At 33.3% G+C, this 20,327-nt stretch carries 22 protein-coding genes and 3 riboswitches; of the genes, 13 read left to right on the top strand and 9 right to left on the bottom strand.

The window, feature by feature from the left end:
- Window positions 1-193: 193 nt before the first annotated feature.
- A complete protein-coding gene (locus tag HR057_RS03985) occupies window positions 194-1,570 on the top strand; it encodes a sensor domain-containing diguanylate cyclase (protein ID WP_173730130.1) in 1,377 nt (458 codons plus the stop codon).
- Window positions 1,571-1,600: 30 nt separating this feature from the next.
- On the opposite strand, the gene HR057_RS03980 is transcribed toward HR057_RS03985, so the two are convergent.
- The 5 genes from HR057_RS03980 to HR057_RS03960 all read right to left on the bottom strand — a co-directional run bounded on the left by HR057_RS03980 (window position 1,601) and on the right by HR057_RS03960 (window position 3,752).
- Entirely contained in the window at window positions 1,601-1,819 is a 219-nt protein-coding gene (locus HR057_RS03980) for a hypothetical protein (RefSeq protein ID WP_173730129.1), read from the bottom strand.
- A gap of 36 nt (window positions 1,820-1,855) precedes the next feature.
- The gene (locus HR057_RS03975) at window positions 1,856-2,350 is read right to left on the bottom strand and encodes a spore germination protein (RefSeq protein WP_173730128.1); all 495 of its coding nucleotides are present in this window, start codon (window positions 2,348-2,350) and stop codon (window positions 1,856-1,858) included.
- A gap of 27 nt (window positions 2,351-2,377) precedes the next feature.
- Window positions 2,378-2,623 (bottom strand): hypothetical protein, encoded by a 246-nt coding sequence (locus tag HR057_RS03970; protein WP_173730127.1) that lies wholly within the window; start codon window positions 2,621-2,623, stop codon window positions 2,378-2,380.
- A gap of 27 nt (window positions 2,624-2,650) precedes the next feature.
- Window positions 2,651-3,175 carry a hypothetical protein gene (locus HR057_RS03965; RefSeq protein WP_173730126.1) on the bottom strand — a complete coding sequence of 175 codons (525 nt, stop codon included), beginning with the start codon at window positions 3,173-3,175 and terminating at the stop codon, window positions 2,651-2,653.
- A 139-nt stretch (window positions 3,176-3,314) separates the two neighbouring features.
- Window positions 3,315-3,752 (bottom strand): GNAT family N-acetyltransferase, encoded by a 438-nt coding sequence (locus tag HR057_RS03960; RefSeq protein ID WP_173730125.1) that lies wholly within the window; start codon window positions 3,750-3,752, stop codon window positions 3,315-3,317.
- 249 nt (window positions 3,753-4,001) lie between these two features.
- A riboswitch (cyclic di-GMP riboswitch) is annotated at window positions 4,002-4,088 on the top strand.
- Window positions 4,089-4,170: 82 nt separating this feature from the next.
- On the opposite strand from HR057_RS03960, the gene HR057_RS03955 reads away from it, so the two are divergent.
- The 4 genes from HR057_RS03955 to HR057_RS03940 all read left to right on the top strand — a co-directional run bounded on the left by HR057_RS03955 (window position 4,171) and on the right by HR057_RS03940 (window position 10,736).
- A complete protein-coding gene (locus HR057_RS03955; protein WP_173730124.1) occupies window positions 4,171-6,324 on the top strand; it encodes an EAL domain-containing protein in 2,154 nt (717 codons plus the stop codon).
- Between the two features lie 125 nt (window positions 6,325-6,449).
- A riboswitch (cyclic di-GMP riboswitch) is annotated at window positions 6,450-6,533 on the top strand.
- Between the two features lie 113 nt (window positions 6,534-6,646).
- Window positions 6,647-7,423 (top strand): EAL domain-containing protein, encoded by a 777-nt coding sequence (locus tag HR057_RS03950; protein ID WP_173730123.1) that lies wholly within the window; start codon window positions 6,647-6,649, stop codon window positions 7,421-7,423.
- Between the two features lie 240 nt (window positions 7,424-7,663).
- Complete coding sequence (locus HR057_RS03945; protein WP_173730122.1) at window positions 7,664-9,685, top strand: methyl-accepting chemotaxis protein; 2,022 nt, start codon at window positions 7,664-7,666, stop codon at window positions 9,683-9,685.
- 121 nt (window positions 9,686-9,806) lie between these two features.
- Window positions 9,807-10,736, top strand: coding sequence for a manganese-dependent inorganic pyrophosphatase (locus HR057_RS03940; RefSeq protein ID WP_173730121.1), 930 nt, complete (start codon window positions 9,807-9,809; stop codon window positions 10,734-10,736).
- 95 nt (window positions 10,737-10,831) lie between these two features.
- On the opposite strand, the gene HR057_RS03935 is transcribed toward HR057_RS03940, so the two are convergent.
- The 3 genes from HR057_RS03935 to HR057_RS03925 all read right to left on the bottom strand — a co-directional run bounded on the left by HR057_RS03935 (window position 10,832) and on the right by HR057_RS03925 (window position 13,559).
- Window positions 10,832-11,479 carry a nitroreductase family protein gene (locus HR057_RS03935; RefSeq protein WP_173730120.1) on the bottom strand — a complete coding sequence of 216 codons (648 nt, stop codon included), beginning with the start codon at window positions 11,477-11,479 and terminating at the stop codon, window positions 10,832-10,834.
- A 132-nt stretch (window positions 11,480-11,611) separates the two neighbouring features.
- On the bottom strand, window positions 11,612-12,928 hold the full coding sequence (locus tag HR057_RS03930) for a nucleobase:cation symporter-2 family protein (RefSeq protein WP_173730119.1): 1,317 nt from the start codon (window positions 12,926-12,928) through the stop codon (window positions 11,612-11,614).
- 40 nt (window positions 12,929-12,968) lie between these two features.
- Window positions 12,969-13,559, bottom strand: a complete 591-nt coding sequence (locus HR057_RS03925) for a xanthine phosphoribosyltransferase (protein WP_173730118.1) — start codon at window positions 13,557-13,559, stop codon at window positions 12,969-12,971.
- A 184-nt stretch (window positions 13,560-13,743) separates the two neighbouring features.
- Window positions 13,744-13,845: riboswitch (purine riboswitch) on the bottom strand.
- A 278-nt stretch (window positions 13,846-14,123) separates the two neighbouring features.
- Between HR057_RS03925 and HR057_RS03920 the strand changes: the two genes are divergently transcribed.
- The 7 genes from HR057_RS03920 (at window position 14,124) to tatC (ending at window position 19,508) form a co-directional block, all read left to right on the top strand.
- Window positions 14,124-15,080, top strand: coding sequence for a thymidylate synthase (locus HR057_RS03920; RefSeq protein ID WP_173730117.1), 957 nt, complete (start codon window positions 14,124-14,126; stop codon window positions 15,078-15,080).
- A gap of 35 nt (window positions 15,081-15,115) precedes the next feature.
- The gene (locus HR057_RS03915) at window positions 15,116-15,604 is read left to right on the top strand and encodes a dihydrofolate reductase (RefSeq protein WP_173730116.1); all 489 of its coding nucleotides are present in this window, start codon (window positions 15,116-15,118) and stop codon (window positions 15,602-15,604) included.
- 448 nt (window positions 15,605-16,052) lie between these two features.
- Window positions 16,053-17,300, top strand: coding sequence for a threonine ammonia-lyase IlvA (ilvA, locus tag HR057_RS03910; RefSeq protein ID WP_173730232.1), 1,248 nt, complete (start codon window positions 16,053-16,055; stop codon window positions 17,298-17,300).
- Window positions 17,301-17,428: 128 nt separating this feature from the next.
- Entirely contained in the window at window positions 17,429-18,040 is a 612-nt protein-coding gene (mobA, locus tag HR057_RS03905) for a molybdenum cofactor guanylyltransferase (RefSeq protein ID WP_173730115.1), read from the top strand.
- 161 nt (window positions 18,041-18,201) lie between these two features.
- Window positions 18,202-18,405, top strand: a complete 204-nt coding sequence (gene tatA, locus HR057_RS03900) for a twin-arginine translocase TatA/TatE family subunit (protein WP_173730114.1) — start codon at window positions 18,202-18,204, stop codon at window positions 18,403-18,405.
- Between the two features lie 69 nt (window positions 18,406-18,474).
- Window positions 18,475-18,672: a twin-arginine translocase TatA/TatE family subunit gene (gene tatA / locus HR057_RS03895; protein WP_173730113.1), complete on the top strand. Its 198-nt coding sequence runs from the start codon at window positions 18,475-18,477 to the stop codon at window positions 18,670-18,672.
- 80 nt (window positions 18,673-18,752) lie between these two features.
- A complete protein-coding gene (tatC, locus tag HR057_RS03890) occupies window positions 18,753-19,508 on the top strand; it encodes a twin-arginine translocase subunit TatC (protein WP_173730112.1) in 756 nt (251 codons plus the stop codon).
- Window positions 19,509-19,524: 16 nt separating this feature from the next.
- On the opposite strand, the gene HR057_RS03885 is transcribed toward tatC, so the two are convergent.
- Window positions 19,525-19,908: a globin domain-containing protein gene (locus tag HR057_RS03885; protein ID WP_173730111.1), complete on the bottom strand. Its 384-nt coding sequence runs from the start codon at window positions 19,906-19,908 to the stop codon at window positions 19,525-19,527.
- Window positions 19,909-20,074: 166 nt separating this feature from the next.
- On the opposite strand from HR057_RS03885, the gene HR057_RS03880 reads away from it, so the two are divergent.
- Entirely contained in the window at window positions 20,075-20,302 is a 228-nt protein-coding gene (locus HR057_RS03880; RefSeq protein WP_173730110.1) for a YozE family protein, read from the top strand.
- Window positions 20,303-20,327: the final 25 nt, after the last annotated feature.

Raw genomic sequence — 20,327 nt, 5'->3', positions numbered from 1 at the left:
AAGTTGAGAAACTAAGGTTTTTAAGGGCTCACGTCCTCTTTGCATAAAGACCAGAATATGGTAATATAATAAAAAAAGTTTTATAGTAAATTTAGTAATACGAACTGTTAATAAAATCTAGTTGTTTTCTACTGACTGACCAATCTTCTTTTATTTATTTTTGGATAATTATTGGAATTAGGAGAAAAAGAGGATGAAAAATTTCAAGGTTGGAAGAATTGGCAGGAATTTACTCATTACTTCTTCAATTTCAGGAATTGTATTTATAGTATTTGTGATCTTTTGTTTGTGGGAACTTGATTACCAATTTTCTATGAACTCAAAATATCAGGTAGAAGCAGATGAAATAGAGACATCACTTCATACATTGTATTTATCACTCTTAAACCAAGAAAGTGGACAACGTGGTTATAATTTAACTGGTGATCCGTTATTTTTAGAAAGTTTTCAACACGGGACAAAGACCTTCAATGATACCGCAAATTTTCTCCAACAAAAAGTTGAAAATAAACCTAACATTAAACAAAAAGTTGAAGACGTTATCGAAAAAGGGCGATTTTGGCAAGAACAATATGGAAAAAAACTTATCGAAATGACAAAACAAGGACAAAAACTAGATGTTGTTCTGTTTGAAGAAGCCAAAATTGTATTTGATGATTTTCGTAATGCTGTTCAGGAAACAATAAAATTAACTGGAAGTTTACGTGAAGAATCACGTAATACCTACATCTCAAAAATTGAGCAAACTGAATGGATTACTATTATCATCGCTATTTTTCTAATTTTATTAAATGCTTTGATCATACAACGGCAAATGAAAGCGATTGTTCAACCGGTTTTATTATTGAATAAAAGTGTAAAAGCTTACACGAAAAAAGATTTTTCTGCAAGTATCCCCGAATACAAAAAAGAAGATGAATTAGCTGAATTAATAGAAAACGTCAACATTATGAGATTAGAACTTAATAAAAAATTTTCTACGATTGAATCATTGGCAGAGCTGGATGGCAATACAGGAGTTTATAACCGTAGATATTTTGATCAGGCAATTGAGGTGGAATGGAAGAAAGCAATAGAAAATGAAAGCCCTTTATCGCTTATTTTGTTTGATATTGATTATTTTAAATTGTATAACGATACATATGGGCATTTAAAAGGGGATCATTGTTTAAAAAGTATTTCAAATAAGTTGAATGAATTATTTGGAACGAATGGGGAAATTGTCGCAAGGTATGGTGGTGAAGAATTTGCGATTATATTGCCAAACCATCATAAAAAAACGGCTTATACAAAAGCCGAGAAGTTGAGAAATGCGATTATGGACTTGAAAATTCCTCACAAAAATTCGCCCATCTTTAAAATAGTAACAGCAAGTATAGGGGTTGCAACTATGTTTCCGTCCATTGCGGATCAAAAACCGATGCATTTAATTAGACTAGCAGATCGAGCATTATATAAGTCGAAACAAAAAGGACGAAATCAAGTCACACAATTTAGCGATTTTACTATCAAAAGACATATGCATAATAGTGAAAAGAAAAAAGAGAGAAATAAACGATTGAATCCATAGCACTTTTTCGGATCGGAAATCGAAAAAGTGCTATACTAACCCATACTGTTTAAAAACCGTTTCATGACCGCATTTTGCACAGTAACGAGCATCAGGCCGATTCACAAATCCGCAGTAATGTTTTCCTCCAGTTTTAAAGTCGGTGCAACGGTTAATTAAAGGTGCTCCACAACGAATACAGTATTGGTCTTTCTCATCGGCTTTAAATAAACATCTTTTACAAATTTTTTCTTCTTTTTTATCACTCATCGTAATCACCTTTGCATTTAGGTAAAACAAAAATATTTATTCTGTTTTATGTTTTTCAACACTTGCTGTTTGAACATTTTTAACAGGACTATCAATAATATCATTATCATATAGAAATATACGATTATTTTTTGTGAGATTGTCTCCTATAAAATCGCCAATTCCACTGTTAATTTTTGATTGCGATCTCCAACCTGTTTGCAAGCTGTCGCCAATAGTAATTGAAGAATTTGTATCCATTGTTTCCACTTGAATGTCTCCTAGTGAAATATCGGTATTGGTGTTTTGAGGCTTTAATTTTTTTTCTATAATAATACTATTGTCATTCATGGGGGCATCAATAAAATCATCGTCGGACACAATGCTGATGCAATTTTCAATGACATTTTGATCCCCAAAATCTCCAAACCCATAATTATTTTTTTCTTGTGAATGCCAGCCTTTTACGATGTTCATTTGTGAAATAAAAATACCTGAGGCAGATTCGATACTTTCTACTTGGATCGGTCCTATTTCAAGTTTTACTTTCAATTTTAACTCCCTCCCAGCTTCCTAAATTTATAGAGATTGATTTTGATTCGTAGGAACAAGATCGTTGTCATGAACCGGCATATCGATGAAATCATTGTCTAAAATATTGATTACATTATTTGGTGAAGCGGTATTACCATAATAAATTCCGTTTCCTAAGTTTTGCTTTTGATGACTGTTCCAGCCTGATTGAGTTACTTCTCCCATCGATACGGTGGCATTTGTATCTTGAGAATTAATAATAATGGATACAAAATTAATTGAAATTGCCATACAGAACCACCTTTTTTAAAAAATTTATCAAAAGTTTAAGTCAATTTCAGTAAATTGCATATCATCAGCCTTTGGTATTTTAATTTGCAGAATTCCATTTTTATAATGAATTTTTGCTCCTCGCTGTTGGACGATCGACGGCAACAACACTTTATGTTTCGCTCCAATTGCTGGTATGTCTTTTATAATAAGTTGATTGGAATTGTAATAAATTTTGCCTGATTGTAAATCCTTTTTTTGTTTTACTGGGAAATGGACAAAGACATCTTCATGGGACTCAAATACTTTTATTTCAAATGGTTCTTTTTGTTCGTTTGTTTCATCTTTTTTTTGCTTTACATTATGATTATGTTTTAATTCTTTATTATCAGCATTTGAAACATAGGCGGATGCTGTCTGCTCCCTTGTTTTTTCATTGTGAGGGACATTTGAATAATGGGGAAAATGACTATCAAGAATTTTTTTTATAAATTCATCAACTTGTTCTGGTCTTACATTCATTAAATAGTTGATATAATCATTAAATGTTTCAAAATGTTTCCAAGGGAACATGACAACTCACCCCCTCTTTGAAAATCATTTATTATATATATGTATGCTCAGTGAAATATTATTTTTCTATAAACTTACGTAATTGCAAAGAAAAATACGACAATAGCCTAATGCTGATTGTCGTTATCAATAACTTTTTTTAAATTTCCTTTTCCATTAGGGTGGCAACATCTTTAAATCCAAGTTTTTCATACATTTTTTTGGCACCATTTTTGTTAAACACATTTAATTGCACTTTATTCATTCCTGATTTTTTCAATTGGGATAATCCGTATTCCATTAATTTCCTGCCAATTCCAAGCTTCCGATAGTGCGGAAAAACGTAAAGTTCATAAATGAAACCAACATTTTCATTTTTGTAATAATTTTGATCAATCCCTAGTAAAATCCAGCCCATTATTTCTAGATTGTTAGACGCAACTAAATAATATCCTCCATTACTAAGTACGCGTGTAACCATTTCGTGTGTCATTCTTGCATTTCTTTTCATATAACCAGCTGAAAGTTCTTCCGTTAATGCAACGGACCAATAAAACAAACTTTTTATTTCATAATCATAAGCTTTTCTAATTAACATATTTCGACTTCCTTACACACGTGCAAGTTGAATAGAACATTGCAAATGAATGGATAAAATTTTTAAAATTCATTTGTTTATAGTACATGTAAAAGTAAAAAAAATGTTACAATGTAATAAAACTTTAAATTTTGTTAATTATTAAAATATTTTTCCTGGAAATAACAAACATTAGTACTTTTGTACTATACAATAATATAATTTTGATATAAAATCTATTTGTTCTCCGTCTAAATTATATACAAATGAAAACGATAAAGGCAAAACTGTGGAAACGCAGTGACGCAAAGCTATAGGGACTTCTCCAATCTTTTGGAATGTCAGCCAGTTACCGAAATTTTATGAAGGGCAAAAACCATTTCCCTTTTATTTCGGGAAATGGTTTTTTCTTTCATGATAAGAAAGGGGATTTGATAATATGTCAGATTGGGAACAAGTAAAACAAAATTACGAATCCTTAATTCAAAACAATCCACTGCCTATTATCATTCTTGATAAAAATATGAATGTCATTCATTGGAATGAAGCAGCAGAAAACATGTTTGGATGGAAATTGAACGAAGTTATAGGTAAGCCCTATCCAATTATTCCAGATTTCGAAAAAGAAAAATTCGAAAAAGCCTTTGCGCAAGTTTTGAATGGTCAATCAATTATGGGGTTGGAAGGAAAAAGGAAGAGGAAAGATGGTTCGCTCTTGGATACATCTGTCTTTCCTTTGCCATGGTTTGATTCTAGCGGCAAAATTGCTGGGTATGTTGCAATTATTCGAGATATAACAGAAATAAAAAAGATGGAAAAAGAACTTGAACACCAAAAAGATAAAATTGAACGGATTGCTTATAGTGATTATTTGACTGGAATTCCTAACCGACTCCTTTTTGAAATGCAACTGGAGAAAAACCTACATAAAGCAAAAATGAACCAAAGTTTATTAGCACTAATGATCCTCAATTTAGATGATTTTAAATTTATCAATGATACACTCGGTCCAAAAATTGGAGATAAATTGTTAAAAGATGTAGCGATTCGTTTAACGCGAGCGAGAATGCTTGATGACTTTGTTGCCAGAATTAGTGGAGATGAATTTGCGATAATTATTACTAATATTAATAATATGGAAGAAATTAACGATATATGTCAGCAATATATCAACATATTTCAGTGGCCGTTTATCATTGATGGATATGAAATTTTTTTGACAACTACTGCTGGCATTTGTCTGTACCCATACGGCGCAGAAAGTGTCTATACTTTCATTCAAAATGCAGATTTGGCTTTAGCACGGGCAAAGGAAATTGGTAAGAATAATATTGAAATTTTTTCGCCAACGATGAATGTTGGAGCTTATAAAAAATTTACTTTGCAAAATGATCTTCGGAAAGCGGTCCAAGAAAATGAAATTGTCGTTGTTTATCAACCAAAAGTTTCGAGCGAAACGTATACCATTATTGGTGCCGAAGCTTTAGCCCGTTGGAAGCACCCGCAATGGGGAATGATATCACCGATGGAATTTATCCTATTAGCTGAAAAAACTGGTTTCATTCATACAATTGGGAATCAAGTATTACTAGAGGCTTGTAAGCAAAATAAAAAGTGGCAAGAAGAAGGATTTCCACCAATCAAAGTTTCTGTCAATATATCACCGATACAATTATTGCACCCAGATTTTGTTAATCATGTAGAAAACGTACTATTTTCGACGGGTCTTTCTCCTCAATGGCTGGAGTTGGAGATAACAGAAACTGCATGGTTAAAAAATGAATCAGAAATGATTGCGAAAATTGAACAGCTCAGGTCGCTTGGCATTGGCATCGCAATTGACGATTATGGGACAGGCTATTCTTCACTGAGCTACTTAAAAAAGTTAAGACCAGATACCGTTAAAATTGACAGATCATTCATTCAAGAGATTCCTAATGATTTAGAAAATACGGAAATTGTAACTGCCGTTATTAATTTAGCGAAAAAATTAAATGTGAAAGTAGTTGCTGAAGGGGTTGAAACAAAAGAACAAGCCTCATATTTATGTAATCTCCATTGTAACGAGCTCCAAGGTTATTATTTTAGCAAACCAATTCCTGCTGATGAATTTAAATTGCTTTTAAAGAAAGGCATTTGCTCACCAGAAGCCGCATTACAAAAAACAGTTAAACCAGTGCAAAACCGCCGCAAATTTTTTCGAATTGCACTCGAACGTCCCCTTATTGGTGAAATGACGATTACCTCCATTGCAGGTAAATCTGTCCAACTTGGGATGACAAAAATTTTAATTGAGGATATCGGCCCGGGAGGACTTCGTTTTCTATCAAATATTAAACTCCCAGCTAGAAAGGATTTGATATTAAAAATTAAAACGGTCATTTTAGGACAAGAAGTAGAGGTGAACGGCATTTTAGTTTGGATGAAAGAAAAAGATAATATTCAACAGTATGGGCTTCAATTTATCATTAGTGAAAATGAAAGAACGATACTAACAAGTATCCTTAATCAATTTCAATCGAAGCTTCGTAATTCCGGTGTTTTGACTACCTGTTCTTTTTTAACGACATCCATTCAAAAGTTTTTTATGTAATTTATAATATTTGTAATATGGACGGGTTGTAGATTTAAGGTTGAATTTTGTCGATTTATAGACAAAATTTCTAAATTTTAGTATTATTGTAATGAATTAAAATGCAAATAATTGAATAAAGAACATTCTCGAAATGGCAAACCTATCGAAAGGTAGGGACGCAAAGCTACGGGCCTAAGGTTAAAAACTACGGTCGCCGGGTTCCCGAAAGATGGTTTTTAAGACCACCTTTTTGCTATTAGGGTGGTCTTTATTTTATAAAAATTGTCGCTTTTTGTTAAAAAAAGTTGAAATAACACTATTTTACATGGAGTGAATAAAAATGACTATTCGCTTTTTGGAAAAAAGATTGACTTCCAACTTGGTAATCCAACCAGATGAACATCTTTATCATGTATTTCAACCAATTATTCATTTAGAAGATGGAGACTTTTTTGGTTTTGAAGCTTTCTTACGGTCAAATAAACATGACCCAGTAACAATATTTAGGAACGCGGAAGAAAAAAATCAAAAATGTTGGTTAGATCTACTATCAGCACAACATTCAATCAATACTTTCTCCCAATCTATGAAAAGCAATGACTATTTATTATTTATTAATCTTTTTCCATCAACTCTCACACATTCATCATGCACATCTTTGTTAGAATTTATTCATAAAAATCCAGTTACAGTCCATGAACGGGTAGTCATTGAAATTAGTGAAAAAGAACCGATCAATGACCTTTTAAAGTTCAAAGAAACAGTCCATTTTTTAAAAAAGGCCGGGTATTGCATTGCTTTAGATGATGTTGGTTCACTTCCTTTGTCACAATCAAAAATAAATTGGGTAAAACCAGACATTATTAAAATAGATAAAAGTCTTGCCCATGAGTTATCAGAATCAATTGAAAAACAAAACAGAATAAAAAGGTTGCTGTATTTTTGTGGAAAAGAAATGAAAGTAGTGTTAAAAGGGATCGAAACTTTTATTGATCTCGAAACAGCTAAGTCAATTGGGATAACATTTGGGCAAGGTTTTTATTTCGGTATGCCAACATCTCTTTCCGTTACGAATAAAATATTTTTTAATCGTTTGGTTCATAACAAACACTATTAAAACCAATGAACAAAAGGAGTTTCATCGACAGGGTTAAAGATGGAAAAATAACTAACTCTTCGATAAAATACGACTTTTTGGCCAAACCTATTGATTTGTCCTGATTTTAAGGGTGGCACTTTTATTATTGTATTTTTATGAGAAAAGTAATACCATTATATTGCTTTAGTTTATTAAATATTTTCATATATTTTTTCTTTTTATTTAGGTATTTAATAAAGTGGGGGACTTTTAGGAAAGATGACAGAAAAGAAACGATTTCATCTAAGAAGCATTCGCACCAAGTATATTAGCTTATTTTTGCTTTTATCTTTAATTCCTCTTTTAATTGTTTCATTAATGTTAGGTTATTTTAGCAGTAATACTTTAATTGAAAAAGAAAAAGAGGCTATGAGTATGCTTGTTGCAAATAAAGCACAAGCAGTTGATGAATGGTTTCAAACGCAAATGGACAAGCTTTCCATTGTTGCTGAAACAGAAATTTTAAAATCGATGGATAATAACCGTATTTTTCCATTAATAACAGTTCTTAATGAACGATCTGATGTCTTTGAAACAAACTTCGTTGTTGATAAGACTGGTACAGTAATTTCCCATACAAACTCAAAAAGTATTGGGTCAGATTATAGTGACCGATCTTATGTTCAAGCTGGTTTGAAAGGTGAATCTTCTTTTTCGGAAGTATTAATTTCAAAAGCGACTGGAAATAGGATTGTAGTTGTGGCGACTCCAATTCGGTCGGTTACTGGTGAAGTTGTTGGTGTACTTGCAGGGTCAGCAAACTTTGAAGTACTAGTTGATACGTTTTTAAAAGAGGACATCAGTAAATCTGCTTTTCTTACATTAGTTGATGCGGAAAAACGTTTGCAAGTAACTTCTGAAGAAGAAGCGGTAGGATTGACCATTAAGGAATCTAACCTAGATCAATCATTCAAGTCAACTCTTGAAAAAAGTTTGTTAGAACGAGGCATTGCTTCTTTTACCCAGTCTGATGAATCTTTTCTTATTGCCTATGCACCGATCAAAACGGTTGGGTATGGAATTAGTATAGCTATGCCAGAAAATTTAGTTCTAAAAGACTCGAAATCTCTTCAAAAATATACATATTTCATCATATTACTAACCTCATTAATAACAATTATTCTCACATATTATGTTATTAATAAAATCACAAAACCGATTCTCAAGGTTTCGATTGGAATGAAAAGAGTTGCTAAAGGTGATTTAACAGTAGAAAATATGGCTGTCAAAACGAATGATGAAATAGGTGAATTGGCAGAAAGTTTTAATCATATGATTGTTAATTCTAGGGAATTAATGGCAATTGCTGCCCAAACAGCAGAAGAGGTATCTGCCTTATCTGAAGAACTTTCTGCAAATGCAGACCAAACGAATACCGCTACAGAACAAGTTGTTGCAGCTATTCAAGAAGTTGCAGGAAACGCCGAAAAACAAACGGTTGAAGTCGATCATAACGCCAAAGCTCTTGAAGAAGTATCTCAAGGAGTTTACCGTATCGTTAACAGCACAAAAAAAGTTTCTGAGTTAGTTTCTAATACATCTAGCTTTGCTAAAATTGGGGGACAATCCGTTTATAATACGGTTCAACAAATGAATTTCATCCATGAAATTGTAAAAGAATCTAATGATAAAATTAAATCACTTTATGAGCGGTCCAAAGAAGTTAGTTCAATTCTTGATGTGATTACAGGAATTGCTGAGCAAACGAATTTATTGTCTTTAAACGCAGCGATCGAAGCAGCAAGAGCAGGGGAACATGGAAAAGGTTTTGCTGTTGTTGCCAATGAGGTACGCCAACTTGCTGAAAGATCTCAACAATCAGCGCAAGAAATTTTAGCGATTGTTGAAGGTATTCAAAAGGATACCGAAAGCTCTGTACAGATTATGGCACGTGTGACTGAAAGCGTTCAGATGGGTGTACAAGTTTCTAATGAAGCGATTCAAAAATTTAAGCAAATTTTGGAAAGCGCAGAAGAAATCGCTCCGCAAATCGAGGAAGTTTCATCCATTATTGAGCAAATGTCCGCTGCTGTCACTCAAGTATCTAAAACAATTACAGATCTCGCAATAATAGCAAAAGATAATTCCTTAACAGCAGAAAGAGTAGCACAAGCAACAGAAGAACAATTGGCTTATATGCAGGAAATTACTGCTTCTGCGAATACACTTTCAAATAGGGCAGAAGAACTAAATCAAATACTTATGAGGTTTCAATACAATAAATCAATGAACAAAAATTAAAAAAAGAGCAAATATTTTTGTCTTTTCTTGCTCTTTTTTTTACAGTAAAATAGCTTATGTATGAAAATGGGGTTATGTCAACCAGAATTTATTATGATCATTGATGAAAAGGAGAGAGTTTATGGAAAAGATATTAATTCTCGGACACAAAAATCCGGATACAGATTCAATCTGTTCAGCGATTGCTTACAATGATTTAAAAAAGAAATTAGGCTTCAACACTGAAGCAATCCGTTTAGGCCAAGTGAATAAAGAAACGCAATATGCACTTGACTATTTCGGTGTTCAAGCTCCTCGTTTAGTAGAAAAAGTATCCTCTGAGGTAAATACAGTTATATTGGTCGATCATAATGAACGCCAACAGAGTGCAGATGATATTACTGAAGTGCGCATTGCTGAAGTTATTGACCATCATCGTGTCGCTAATTTTGAAACAAAAGACCCACTATATTTTCGTGTTGAACCAGTCGGTTGTACTGCAACCATTTTAAATAAAATGTATAAAGAAAATGGAATTGCTATTGACAAAGAAATTGCTGGATTAATGTTATCTGCGATTATTTCTGACTCGCTTCTATTTAAATCACCTACTTGCACAGAACAAGATGTGCAGGCTGCAAAAGAATTAGCAGAAATTGCAGGAGTTAGTGCGGAAGAGTACGGACTTGCTATGTTAAAAGCAGGTGCTGATTTAAGTGATAAAACAGCAGCTGAATTAATTTCTCTAGACTCAAAAGAATTTCCGATGGGAACTGCTAAAGTTCAAGTTGCTCAAGTAAATGCTATTGATCCAAACGATATTCTTTCTAGAAAACAAGAGCTAGAAGAAGCAATGAATGCATTTATTAATGAGAAAAACTTAGATTTATTCGTACTTGTTGTTACAGATATTTTAAATAGCGATTCAATTGCTCTTGCATTAGGAAAAGCTGCAGAAAATGTTGAAAAAGCATTTAATGTTAAATTAGACAATAATATGGCAACATTAAAAGGTGTCGTTTCACGTAAAAAGCAAATTATACCTCCACTTACTGAAAGCTTTACAAAATAGTTACTTAGTACTTCTAAAGTACATATATTTGATAAAAAATAATGGAGAAGCTCACCTGGATTCAGGTGAGCTTCTTCGCTTTAATGCATTTATTTTTATTCTATGATCTTTGTTATTTCTGAAACTTCTTTTCGGCTCAATTTTTTTGGTGTTTCTTTCGGATATCCTAAAGCAACAACCATATTAATCGTTTTTTCATTTTCTATTTGTAAATATTCGCGTAATTTTTTTTCAGCAAGAAGCACAGGTCCAGTCATTGGACATGTTCCCAATCCTTTGGCATGTGCAGCGAGCATAAAATTTTGCACAGCTAAACAACTGCTTTTAATCCCTTCTTCACGCCATATTTCATCAGGAACAAGTTGAATTGGATCGAACACTTTTTCCCTGAATTTTGATTCATAAGGGGTAGCCAAGCATATAACGAGTACGGGTGCATCTGAAAAAGCAGTTGCATAAGGCCCAAAAGATTTCACAAGCATTTTCGCAGGTCTATCAAATCCGCGTTCTTCTGCATCTTTTGCCTTTTCATGAAGTGCTTCCCATGTCATTTCTTCAATCTTTTTTATTTTTTCCTTATTTTTTATAACAATAAATTCCCATGTTTGTGAATTTGTATCACTTGGAGCATACCTTGCACAATCGATTAATTCGAAAATATCTTCATTAGATACTTCTCTTTCTTCATATTTTCGGATGCTCCTTCTACCTAAAATGATTTCTTTAAACTGCTGATAATCCATAAAATCCTCCATCTACCTTCAAAATTGTCATAAAGTTACTCTATCAAAAAACTATAGTATTTTACAAGAAAATACCCTCCATTTCAAGTGGATGGAGGGAAGGGGTGTAATTTTTGGCCAATCATTTTTCCTTTATGAGACTTTTGTTTGCTCCAACCCAAGCATCTTTTTCTTCTCACTAGCTTTTCCGCTTGGGATAACATTAAAAATAATGTTTAATAGAATAGCTGTTAAACTTCCAGCAACAATTCCGTTGCTAGTAATAATTTGTACAGATGGATGTAGTTGGCCAAATAACTCAGGCACTGTCGTCACACCTAAGCCCATGCCGATTGAGCAAGCGATAATTAGCAAATTGCCATTTGTATCAAAACTAACATTGCTTAACATTTTAATTCCATAAGCAACGACCATTCCAAACATTGCAACCATTGCTCCTCCAAGAACTGGTTCAGGAATAATCGTTGTGATTGCTGCAATTTTTGGTACCAAACCTAGTACAACTAAAATGATACCAGCCATCACAATTGTATTTCTTGATTTAACGCCAGATAATTGAACAAGACCAACGTTTTGTGAATAAGCTGTATAAGGAAGGGCATTAAATACACCGCCTAAAAAAATCGCCAATCCTTCGGCACGATATCCTTTTGCTAAATCGTCTTGGGTTAATTTTTGTCCGCAAATATTGCTTAATGCAAGATATACGCCTGTAGACTCAATTAAACTTACTATATTTACTAAAGTCATCGTTAAAATTGGTGTTATTTCAAATGTTGGTGTTCCGAAATAAAAAGGTTGTACCATATGGAACCATGATGCTTCATTTACCTTAGAGAAATCGACGAGACCCATAAAAGAAGCAGCAATGGTACCGATAATCATACCTAATAAAATTGAAATCGAACGGACAAAACCAGTAAAAAATTTATTCAATAATAAAATAATGACCAAAACTCCAAATGAAAGCATCAAGTAGGAAGGGTCTCCAAATTTAGGATTACCTTGACCACCCGCCATATTGTTGACTGCTGTTGGGATAAGAGTAATTCCGATAATCGTAACAACAGACCCTGTGACGACCGGAGGGAAAAATTTAAGCAAACTACCAAAATATTTAGCAATGGCTACGACGATTAATCCTGATACGATGATTGCTCCATAAATAGAAGATATTCCGAATTGGCTTCCGATGGCAATCATTGGTCCAACTGCTGTAAATGTACAACCGAGCATTATTGGCAAGCCGATGCCAAAAAAGCGGTTCTTCCAAACTTGTAATAGTGTTGCAATTCCGCAGGCTAATAAATCAATAGATACAAGGTAAGTTAATTGTTCGAACGTTAGGCCCAAAGCGCCGCCGACAATCAGGGGTACGATGACAGCACCAGCGTACATTGCTAATACATGTTGAAAACCTAGTGAAAATGTTTTTAAAGGATTGTTCATAATTTAACCTCCAACCAAGTAAACATATGCAATTTTTTGCCTATACCTTTAAACTATGTTCATGATAAAATGTAACAGTGCCATTTTCTAAAGATGCAATTCTTGCTAATGATTCCAGTCTATATCCTTTATTTGTAATTTTTTTCGCACCTTCTTGAAATGATTTTTCAATGACAATGCCGATTCCTGCAACCTTTGCTTGAGCTTCGTTTACGATGTTGATCAAACCAAGAGCGGCTTCACCATTTGCAAGGAAATCATCTATTATTAGAACGGTATCATTGCTTTTCAAATAGTCTTTTGAAACGGAAATTATATTTGTTTCTTGTTTTGTATAGGAATAAACACTTGAGGTATACGCATGTTCAGTTAAAGTCAATGGTTTTCTTTTTTTAGCAAAAATGACAGGTACATTCATTACTAATGCTGTCATAATGGCCGGAGCTATTCCGGAAGATTCAATTGTTAATATCTTTGTAACACCTTCGTTTTGAAATCTACGTGCAAATTCCTTGCCTATTTCTTTCATTAATTGTGGATCCATTTGGTGATTAATAAATGAGTCGACTTTTAATACATTGTTCGGTAATACTATTCCTTGTTGCCGTATTTTTTCTAATAATAATTGCATTTTTCGTCTCCTTTCATAATTTGAGGGAAAAATTTTACATTCTTTTTCAAAGACTAAAATTGATGAAATGAATAAACAAAAACCCAAAACCGTTGTCTCTATGTACGAGCAAGCAACAGTTTTGGGAGAATGGAAAATAATTATTTGGAAATGACCGACCGAAATTGTCAATCATACATATAAATCCAAACGAAGCTTACTCGATAGTCGGAAAATTTACGGTTTCCCGGTAGAAACTTGCTGGCCTTATTCCAGCGATTATATCGAGTTTCATTATGAAATTTTGAAAGTAAAGCAAAAAATATTTTCAATATCTATTATCGTAACATAATTTAATAAAGGCACTTTGGATTATAGCGCAGAAAAACATAATTGAAAAGGGGTTTATTAAAAAAAGTCGAACAAAATTATATTTTTTTTTATGAATGTTCGTTATTAATAAGTAAATTGATTGTTTTTTCCATTTTTTACGAAGTAAAATTAGTTCTGTCACAGCGTTTTAGGATTTGTGATAATATAAACTATATTGATTGTTTATGACTACGAAAAGGGGTTGTATAAAAATTGGTTCATCCTGAGAATGAATACTTAGAAATGTGCAGGCACATTTTAAAAAATGGGATAAAAAAACAAGACCGTACAGGTACTGGAACTATTTCTATCTTTGGTTATCAAATGCGATTCGACTTATCACAAGGTTTTCCATTGTTAACAACAAAGCGGATACCTTTTCGACTAGTTGCGAGCGAGTTGCTTTGGTTTATTAAAGGAGATACGAATATTCGTTATTTACTACAACATAATAACCATATTTGGAACGAATGGGCGTTTAAAAATTGGGTCGAAAGCGATGAATATGAGGGACCCGATATGACAAATTTTGGTCTTAGAAGTTTGGAGAATGAACAATTTAATGAGCTTTATCAAAAAGAGATGGACAAGTTTGTAAAAAGAGTGCTAAATGATGATGAATTTGCGAAAAAGTATGGTGAACTTGGTCCTGTTTATGGGAAGCAGTGGCGTTCTTGGGAGACATCGAGGGGAGAGACGATTGATCAGTTGAAAAATGTGATTGAAGAAATAAAAAGAAATCCCAATAGCCGCCGCTTGCTTGTAGTCGCTTATAATCCGGGTGAAATTTCCGGCATGGCATTGCCTCCATGTCATAGTTTATTTCAATTTTATGTTGCTGATGGAAAACTAAGCTGTCAGCTTTATCAACGATCAGGAGACGTATTTCTTGGTGTTCCATTCAACATTGCAAGCTACGCTTTGTTAACCCATTTAATTGCTAAAGAATGTGGGCTTTCCGTTGGAGATTTTGTACATACGTTCGGTGATGCTCATATTTATTTAAATCATATTGAACAAGTCCAAACCCAACTAAGTCGTACCCCAAGACCTTTCCCAACTATAAAATTAAATGACAAGGTGAATTCTGTTTTTGATTTTGAGCTAGAAGATATTGAATTAATTGGTTATGATCCACACCCAGCGATTAAAGCTCCAGTCGCTGTATAAAAAAGTATTAAATACATTGAAAGCGGTGACCTTCGTTGATTTCAATAATAGTTGCAATGGATAAAAATCGATTAATAGGGAAAAATAATACACTCCCATGGCATTTGCCGGCTGATCTTGCTTTTTTTAAAAAAGTAACTATGGGGAAGCCGATTGTTATGGGAAGGAAAACTCATGAATCAATTGGTAGAATTTTACCGGGTCGTGAAAATATTATTATAACAAGAAATAAAGATTACAAAGCTGAAGGATGTACGATTATCCATAATATTCAAGATATATTTGCTTTTGAGAAAGAATACGATGAAGTTTTTGTAATTGGTGGTGCGGAAATTTTTAAGGATGCTTTACCCTATGCAGATCGACTTTATATTACTTTTATCGACCATGAATTTGACGGGGATACATATTTTCCGCTAATTAATGAAGGAGATTGGACAGTTATTTCAAAAGAAAAAGGACCTAAGAATGAGAAAAACCCATATGAATATTATTTCACGATTTATGAAAGAAGAAAGGTTTAAAAACCATGAGGGTTGCTTAATGTTTCAGGTACCGGAAACATCTAATCAGTATCTGTTTCAAATAACATGGAGGTTTATTGGAGACGATTATATTTCAACACCTTTAGTAAGAAATGCATATTAAGGAAATCGGGGCCTCCACTATGGCCTCGTTTTACTATTCCTATGGAAGAAGAATCAGGATAAAAAAATTGCTGGATGTTGTGGAGACGGGAGCTTGAGCACTCTACACAAAAGCTTCAATAGTGTGTAATATTTTAGTTTTTTCCAAAAAAAAATTAAACTTGGTATGAGGCAATAATGTAAGCGCTCCCAACTTTACCGAAAATTTTAATAGTTTTGAAAATATTATTTTCACCAATGAAAAACATGTTATAATTAGATAACATAAGTGATGACTACTAAGTATTTAGAAAGAAGGATAATCTAGATGGAAGGTTTAAAGGTAATGAAGAAAGTCCAAATTGAAGATATCATTATTGCCAATTATGCTTTAAAAGATGTTATCACGCATACTCCATTACAAAAAAATGATATTTTATCCGAACGGTATCAATGCAACGTCTATTTAAAAAGAGAAGACCTTCAAGTGGTTCGATCATTTAAGATCCGCGGCGCTTACAATAAAATTCAAAGCTTAACTGAAGAAGAACGCAAGAAAGGTGTAGTTTGCGCAAGTGCAGGCAACCATGCCCAAGGAGTTGCTTATTCTTGCAATACTTTAAAAATAAAAGGAAAAATCTTCATGCCTTCTACAACACCTCGACAAAAAGTAAATCAAGTAAAGCGATTTGGCGGGGATTATGTGGAGATTGTCTTGATTGGTGATACTTTTGATGATTCTTTTGACAATGCGATGGAATGCTGCAAGCAAGAAGGGAAAATCTTTATCCATCCGTTTGATGACCCACATGTTATCGCTGGTCAGGGAACAGTCGGAATGGAAATTATGAATGATATTGATGATGACATTGATTATATCTTCGCTTCGATCGGTGGAGGTGGCTTGATTTCTGGCATTGGAGTGTATGTGAAAGGAATATCCCCAAAAACGAAAATTATTGGGGTAGAGCCAGAAGGAGCTCCCTCAATGAAAATTTCTCTTGATCAACAAGAAATTGTCACCCTAGATAAAATTGATAAATTTGTTGATGGTGCTGCCGTGAAAACAGTCGGTGAAAGCACATTTGAAATATGTAAGGAAATTTTATCAGATGTTCTTATTGTTCCAGAAGGCAAAGTTTGCTCAACAATTCTCGAACTATACAATGACAGTGCTATTGTGGTTGAGCCAGCAGGGGCTTTATCTATTTCTGCCCTTGATTTTTACAAGGATAAAATTAAGGGGAAAAACGTTGTTTGCGTTGTGAGCGGTGGCAATAATGATATTAGTCGAATGCAAGAAATGAAAGAAAAATCGCTCATTTATGAAGGATTAATGCATTATTTCATCGTCAATTTCCCGCAACGTGCAGGTGCATTAAGAGAATTTTTGGATGAAGTATTAGGACCGGAAGATGATATTACCCGTTTTGAATATACAAAGAAAAATAATAAAGATAACGGTCCTGCACTTGTAGGTATTGAATTAAAACACCGTGAGGATTATGAACCTCTAATTGAGCGAATGAATAAAAAAGGATTCAAATATAAAGAAATTAATAAGGATATGGATTTATTCCATTTATTTATTTAAGTTTTTGCAGAAACAAATTAATCAGTTGTATAATTGTTAATAGATTGAGGCAAGTAGTGCAATAAGATGTTTTCACTGCTTGCTTTTCTTTTCGCCTTAATAAATTAAAGAAACTAGAGGTGGCAATGATGCAAGCAACTGCATTTATTCTTGCAGGTGGTAAATCTAGTAGAATGGGGGTGAATAAAGCCCTATTGCCAATAAGAGGAAAAAGGATTATAGAGGTAATTATAGATGAATTAATCCCATTTTTTCCTAATCTATTTATTGTAACAAATGATTTTGAAACTTACGATTTCTTAAAAGTTCCACTAATCAAAGATGAGTTTCAAGGGAAAGGGCCTCTTGCCGGTATTCATACAGGATTAAAAAAAAGCTGCACGGATTTTAATTTTTTTGTTGCTTGCGATATGCCATTTATTTCAGGAAAATTGGCGCATCACTTCGTTCAAATATGTGCTCTAGGCCACTATGAAGCAGTTGTACCGCAGATCAACGACAAATTGCATCCACTATTTTCTGTTTTCCGAAAAAAAACTCTATTGAAGATCGAACAATATTTACAATTAGACCATTTGCGCGTGAGAGATTTGCTTGGTGAACTCAACGTTTATTATATAAATGAGAAAGAGCTTTCTAATATTTATGTTGGTAATATTGAAAAAATATTTTATAATATGAACGAACCTACAGATTATGAACAGGTGAAAAGTTGGTTAGGAATCATAAATAAAAATTAGCTTTTAGAATATAGGATAATACCTCTTGTAAGAAAATCCAATGCAAATATGTTAAATAACTATGAAGTTTTTAGAATTCATACAAAAATAGACACAAATGTTTTATAATGATTAATGTAAAAATGAAGCACATGTACAAACTGAAGTAGGAGGAAACTGAAATGCTATCAAATATCGGAATTCCCGGATTAATCCTTATTCTTATTATAGCTCTTATTGTATTTGGTCCTAAGAAACTTCCGGAAATTGGAAAAGCGGCTGGACAAACTTTACGGGAATTCAAAAAGTCTACAAAAGAATTGACTAGTGATGTTGTTGAAGAGTTTGATGAAATTAAAGAGGAAGTAAAGTCACTTAAAAAATAAACGTTTTTTAAGAGTTGGGAAAAGAAAACAGGCTTTTTATTGCTGGATTGATATTTAGGAGGAATTACTATGCTTTCAAATATAGGTTTCCCTGGCTTGATATTAATCTTAATTATTGCACTTGTTATTTTTGGTCCTTCGAAATTACCTGAAATCGGCAGAGCGGTAGGAAGTTCTTTAAAAGAGTTTAAAAAGGCAACGAAAGAGTTAACGAAAGATGAAGAAGAATCAAAGAAAATTGAAACTCAAAAGAAAGATACTATATAGTTTGACGTGTGCCTAGAAGGTGTAAGATTCTTTCTTACATCTTCTTTCTAGTTATAGAACATATCGAAACCATTCGTGGAATGGGAGGGAATAAATTGGAAGAAGAAAAAAGTATGAACCTCGTCGGACATTTAGAAGAGTTGAGAATGCGCATAATTATTACAGGTTTAGCTTTCGTCGTTTTTTTTATAACGGCATTCGTTTTTGTACAACATATTTATGATTTTTTCGTGAAAGATCTAGATTTTAAGCTTGCAGTCCTTAGTCCGACTGAAATTGTTTGGGTTTATTTTCAACTTGCAGGTGTGGCAGCAATTGCCCTGACCATTCCGGTCTTTGCTTGGCAACTTTGGCTATTCATAAAACCTGGTTTAAAGCCGAATGAAAGAAAGGTGACGCTTTCTTATATTCCGGCATTATTCATATTATTTATTGCAGGTCTTTGTTTTGGTTATTTTTTTATTTTTCCTTTTGTCTTTCAATTTTTATTAAGCTTAGCAAACGACAATATGCAAAACTTGTTTACAATTGAGAAATATTTTGGTTTTGTTTTTAAAATGACTTTGCCCTTTGCAATTTTATTTGAGTTGCCGGTGATCGTCATGTTTTTGACAAGCCTTGGCATCATTGATCCGAAAAAATTAGGGAAATTACGTAAATATGCTTATCTAGTGCTTGCGATTGTCTCAGCAGCTGTGACACCGCCTGATTTTTTGTCACAAATTATTGTGATGATTCCTTTGTGTATTTTATATGAAGCAAGCATTCAGTTATCAAAAATTGTTTATCGAAAAAAATTGAAAAAGGAACAAATGTATGCTGAAGAATATAGTTAAAAGAAAACACGCCTGATCAAGACGGATCAGGCGTGTTTACCATTATCGTGGCCACTTGTTCTAAACGCTCATAAAAAGCATTGCGAATTGGTCCTTCTAATCCAATTTCATCCATCGCTTCCCTCATGCAAGCTAGCCACGCTTTTCTTCTTGTTGGTGTTATTTCAAATGGCATATGTCTTGCCCGCATTGCAGGAGGTCCAAATTCATCACTGTACAAAGTTGGTCCACCTAAAAATTGTGTTAAAAACATTTTTTGTTTTCTCATAATTTCGCTCATATCACCTTGAAACAGCGGCTTTAAATCAGGATGAGAAAAAACTTTTGGATAAAATGCTTCTACTAATTTTTGAATCGTTTCTGCTCCGCCAATTAATTCGTATGGCGTTTTAAATTCCATCATAAATCACCTAACTAAACTTTTTTATTTAAAATATATCAGATAAAATAACCATTTAGTGTGATATTAATCACACTATTATATTACCCCAATATTTCGATTAGACAACATGTTTATGTGATAAAATTAGAGAATATCATTAGTATGTGAAGAAAGGAAGTATTTCATGACAAAATCATTTTATCAATATGTATTGAAGTTTAGAGATGGAAAAAAAGGTGACAGGTTTGGGCTGTTTGCTGAAGAAATTTATCAAGATCTTAGTTTTCCAAAACATTCATCTGATTATGATGAAATCAGTAGTTATATAGAAATGAATAATACCTCCCTTGAAGCTGTAAAATTATTTGACGAATTATGGGTCATGTATGAACAAGATGTAATTGGTTTGTAAAAAAGGCGCTTTAATGGGATTGCGC

Source organism: Calidifontibacillus erzurumensis, from assembly GCF_013303125.1.
GTDB classification, from domain to species: domain Bacteria; phylum Bacillota; class Bacilli; order Bacillales; family Bacillaceae_J; genus Calidifontibacillus; species Calidifontibacillus erzurumensis.
The sequence above is the reverse complement of the archived record's forward strand: the minus strand, read 5'-3'. Positions and strand labels throughout refer to the sequence as shown.

Coding starts and splice junctions, on each gene's coding strand:
- HR057_RS03950 (WP_173730123.1), top strand. CDS start 6,647: ATGACTATTCGCTTTTTGGAAAAAAGATTGACTTCCAACTTGGTAATC.
- tatA (WP_173730114.1), top strand. CDS start 18,202: ATGCTATCAAATATCGGAATTCCCGGATTAATCCTTATTCTTATTATA.
- ilvA (WP_173730232.1), top strand. CDS start 16,053: ATGAAGAAAGTCCAAATTGAAGATATCATTATTGCCAATTATGCTTTA.
- HR057_RS03925 (WP_173730118.1), bottom strand. CDS start 13,559: ATGCAATTATTATTAGAAAAAATACGGCAACAAGGAATAGTATTACCG.
- HR057_RS03945 (WP_173730122.1), top strand. CDS start 7,664: ATGACAGAAAAGAAACGATTTCATCTAAGAAGCATTCGCACCAAGTAT.
- HR057_RS03885 (WP_173730111.1), bottom strand. CDS start 19,908: ATGGAATTTAAAACGCCATACGAATTAATTGGCGGAGCAGAAACGATT.
- tatA (WP_173730113.1), top strand. CDS start 18,475: ATGCTTTCAAATATAGGTTTCCCTGGCTTGATATTAATCTTAATTATT.
- mobA (WP_173730115.1), top strand. CDS start 17,429: ATGCAAGCAACTGCATTTATTCTTGCAGGTGGTAAATCTAGTAGAATG.
- HR057_RS03935 (WP_173730120.1), bottom strand. CDS start 11,479: ATGGATTATCAGCAGTTTAAAGAAATCATTTTAGGTAGAAGGAGCATC.
- HR057_RS03960 (WP_173730125.1), bottom strand. CDS start 3,752: ATGTTAATTAGAAAAGCTTATGATTATGAAATAAAAAGTTTGTTTTAT.
- HR057_RS03965 (WP_173730126.1), bottom strand. CDS start 3,175: ATGTTCCCTTGGAAACATTTTGAAACATTTAATGATTATATCAACTAT.
- HR057_RS03985 (WP_173730130.1), top strand. CDS start 194: ATGAAAAATTTCAAGGTTGGAAGAATTGGCAGGAATTTACTCATTACT.
- tatC (WP_173730112.1), top strand. CDS start 18,753: ATGGGAGGGAATAAATTGGAAGAAGAAAAAAGTATGAACCTCGTCGGA.
- HR057_RS03980 (WP_173730129.1), bottom strand. CDS start 1,819: ATGAGTGATAAAAAAGAAGAAAAAATTTGTAAAAGATGTTTATTTAAA.
- HR057_RS03970 (WP_173730127.1), bottom strand. CDS start 2,623: ATGGCAATTTCAATTAATTTTGTATCCATTATTATTAATTCTCAAGAT.
- HR057_RS03880 (WP_173730110.1), top strand. CDS start 20,075: ATGACAAAATCATTTTATCAATATGTATTGAAGTTTAGAGATGGAAAA.
- HR057_RS03940 (WP_173730121.1), top strand. CDS start 9,807: ATGGAAAAGATATTAATTCTCGGACACAAAAATCCGGATACAGATTCA.
- HR057_RS03955 (WP_173730124.1), top strand. CDS start 4,171: ATGTCAGATTGGGAACAAGTAAAACAAAATTACGAATCCTTAATTCAA.
- HR057_RS03930 (WP_173730119.1), bottom strand. CDS start 12,928: ATGAACAATCCTTTAAAAACATTTTCACTAGGTTTTCAACATGTATTA.